The following is a 2,935-nucleotide window of genomic DNA, read 5'->3' on the forward strand; positions in this document are numbered from 1 at the left end:
GCCGGAAATCCTTTCGGTTGCCGGTACGGTCGTGACGCCCTTGCAGGTCGCAGAGGTCAAGCGGGTGGGCGCGCAGGCTGTGGTCAGCCCAGGCTTCAGCGAGGCGGTGGACGAGGCGATGCGCGCGGCGGGGCTGCCCTGGCTGCCTGGCGTGGCGACGGCGTCCGACTGCATGCGCGCGGTCTCGGCCGGACGGATCACCTGCAAGTTCTTCCCGGCAGAGCAGGCGGGCGGCACGCCGGCGCTGAAGGCGTTGTCCGGACCCTTCCCGCAGCTGAAGTTCTGCCCGACCGGCGGTGTCAGCCTCGCCAATCTCGCCGATTACCTTGCCCTGCCGCAGGTGATCTGCGTCGGAGGATCCTGGCTCGTGCCGGCGGATGCGGTTGCGAAACGCGACTGGGCGCGTGTGACTGAGCTTGCCAGGGAAGCGCGGGAAGCCGTGAAGGCGATCCGCGGCTAAGCGTCATCCCTGATGTTGAAGACGGCTGCCTCCAGCCCGGACTTTCCGGCATGAAGCGCCGCAGAGCAGACCGGGCTGTCGAGGTGGGCGAAGATTGATCCACCCACGACATGCTGGCAGGCGTCCTCGGCCGTCCTTGCGGTGAAGTGCGGATCCACCCTGTCGGCTGCCGCCAGGGGCGATCCATAGGTCGTGATGTAGGTCGCCTGCCCCGGAGCTATATGCACCGGCGTCACAGACAGCGCTTCCGCCGTGATGCTTCCGAGATAAGCCGTGTMATTGGCGAGATCGAGCAYCGAACAGATGCGTGGCGTATCATGCGCATCGAACTCCCGGTCGAGGCCGGAAAGCACCCCGATCAGCGCATCTCTTACCGTGTGACCCGCCCGCAACCGCTCGAAAATGGGTCGGGTTTGGGTGCCATTGCTCGCGACGACGTAGCGCTCGGTCCAGAGTAGACTTTCATAGGCGATGTAGGGGCTCTCCGATGCCGCGTCGGCGCTGTTCGCACGCGGCACGATCCGGATCGCGTTGCCAGAGCGCTCTGCAACTCTGTTCGGAAACGATCTGCTCGAAACGCGGTATGCCGAAACCAAGTCTCCGAGAGGCGTTCTGCCGACTGCAATGATGCGGCCGACATAGCGTGAAACGCCCTCCGTCATGCCGGCAGCCTGTCCACCACCAGCTCTGCGATCGCGAGCGAGGACGTCAGCCCGGGGCTCTCGATCCCGAGCAGGTTGACCAGTCCGGGTACGCCATGGATGGCCGGTCCGTCGATGCGGAAATCAGGCATCGGCTCCGTCGGTCCGTGCAGCTTCGGCCGGATACCGGCATAATCCGCGACCAGCGCCCCGTCCTGCAGACCGGGCCAGTAGGTTCGGATCGCCGCGTAGAATCGCTCGGCCCGGGCCGGGTCGACGACCAGATCCTGGTCGTCATCCACCCATTCGACATCCGGGCCGAACTTGACCCGCCCGGCCATGTCGATCGTGGCATGGATGCCGAGCCCGGCTGCTTCAGGGATCGGGTAGACCAGATGCGAGAAGGGCTGCTTCCCCAGCAGTGCGAAGTAGTTGCCCTTGGCGAAAGACTGCTTTGGCACATAGGCGGCAGGAAAGCCGTCGAGCCTGCCGAGAAGGCGGGGCGCGCCGTGGCCGGCCGAATTGACGATGCTGCGGACCGAATAGGTTGCGGGATCGTCGCCGCCGAAATCGACGCTGAACGCCTCGCCCTCGCGGCGCCAGCCGGTGATGGGCGTATTCAGGGCCAGCGAGCCGCCTGCAGCTTCGCACTCTCCAAGCAGAGAGAGCATGAAGGCGTGGCTGTCGACCACGCCGGTCTCTGGCGAGAACAGCGCGATCTCGCAGGCGACCTCGGGCTCGTGCGCCCGCGCTTCGGCGGTGTCGAGATAGCGCAGCGAGTCCACGCCCGAGGCTTTCGCGCGCGCCGCGATCGTTTCCAGTGCCGGGCGCTGGCCCGAAGCTGTCGCGACGATCAGCTTGCCGCAGGCTTTGTGCGGCAGGCCGCGCTCGCCGAGATAGCGATAAAGCTGCTTACGGCCCTCGACGCAGACCTGCGCCTTGAGCGAGCCGGGCGGGTAGTAGATCCCGGCATGGATGACCTCGCTGTTGCGCGCGGAGGTCTGAGTGCCAATGCCGTCGGCGGCCTCGGCGATCACGACCTCGCGTCCGGCGAGCGCAAGCGCGCGCGCCGTTGCGAGGCCGACGACGCCGGCCCCGATGACGAGGCAATCGATATCGGCCATCGTGATCCTGCGATCAGGCTGCGCGCGGCGGCATGGCGATCTCGACGAGGCTCGCCCAATAGGTCACCCCGACCGGGATCGCCGCATCGTTGAACTCATAGGCCGGGTGGTGCAGGCCAGCCGAGTCACCATTGCCCATGAAGATATATGCGCCGGGGCGCTCCTCGAGCATGAAGGAGAAATCCTCCGACCCCATGACCGGCGGGATCTCGGTGTCGATCGCGTCCTTGCCGAAAACGTTCCGCGTGGCGCTGGTCACGAAATCCGTCTGCCCGGCGTGATTGAAGGTCACCGGGTAGCCGCGGTCGTAGTCGACGTCGCATTTGAGATCGAACGCCTTCGCCAGCCCGTCGGCGATCTCGAGGATGCGCTTCTGGGCGAGGTCGCGCATGGCAGGCGTCAGCGTCCGGACCGAGCCCTTGATCTCGACGGTCTGCGGAATGACGTTGAACGCTTCGCCGGCATTGATCGCTGTCGCCGAGACCACGACAGAATCGAGCGGGTCGGCATTGCGCGAGGCGACAGTCTGCAGCGCGGTCACGAGCTGGCAGGCGGCAACCACCGGATCCTTGGTGTCGTGCGGCGCGGCGGCATGGCCACCCTTGCCCTCGATCTTGATCAGGAAGCGATCGGCAGCGGCCATCAGCGGGCCCTTGCGGATGCAGAATTGACCGATCGCCATGCCAGGCTTGTTGTGCAGCCCATAGACC

The 2,935-nt window shown here is 66.1% G+C and carries 4 protein-coding genes; 1 reads left to right on the top strand and 3 read right to left on the bottom strand.

The genetic code is table 11. The features are described from left to right. Positions 1 to 460 (top strand): bifunctional 4-hydroxy-2-oxoglutarate aldolase/2-dehydro-3-deoxy-phosphogluconate aldolase (gene eda, locus AC1DRP_RS35960; protein WP_476771072.1); only part of this gene is annotated, 460 nt, incomplete at its 5' end. On the opposite strand, the gene AC1DRP_RS35965 is transcribed toward eda, so the two are convergent. From AC1DRP_RS35965 to AC1DRP_RS35975, 3 genes are all read right to left on the bottom strand, one after another. After that, a complete protein-coding gene (locus AC1DRP_RS35965) occupies positions 457 to 1,122 on the bottom strand; it encodes an IMP cyclohydrolase (RefSeq protein ID WP_476771073.1) in 666 nt (221 codons plus the stop codon). The two genes, eda and AC1DRP_RS35965, sit on opposite strands and share 4 nt — an antisense overlap. Then, positions 1,119 to 2,225 (bottom strand): NAD(P)/FAD-dependent oxidoreductase, encoded by a 1,107-nt coding sequence (locus tag AC1DRP_RS35970; protein WP_441493531.1) that lies wholly within the window; start codon positions 2,223 to 2,225, stop codon positions 1,119 to 1,121. Before AC1DRP_RS35970 ends, AC1DRP_RS35965 begins: the two co-directional genes overlap by 4 nt. A gap of 13 nt (positions 2,226 to 2,238) precedes the next feature. Further along, on the bottom strand, positions 2,239 to 2,935 hold a 697-nt coding region (locus tag AC1DRP_RS35975; protein ID WP_476771074.1), incomplete at its 5' end, for an amidohydrolase.

This window comes from Allobosea sp. 01N443, from assembly GCF_056399325.1.

What these genes read in the sequence shown, in the direction of transcription:
- AC1DRP_RS35970 (WP_441493531.1), bottom strand. Translation starts at nt 2,225, where the DNA reads ATGGCCGATATCGATTGCCTCGTCATCGGGGCCGGCGTCGTCGGCCTC.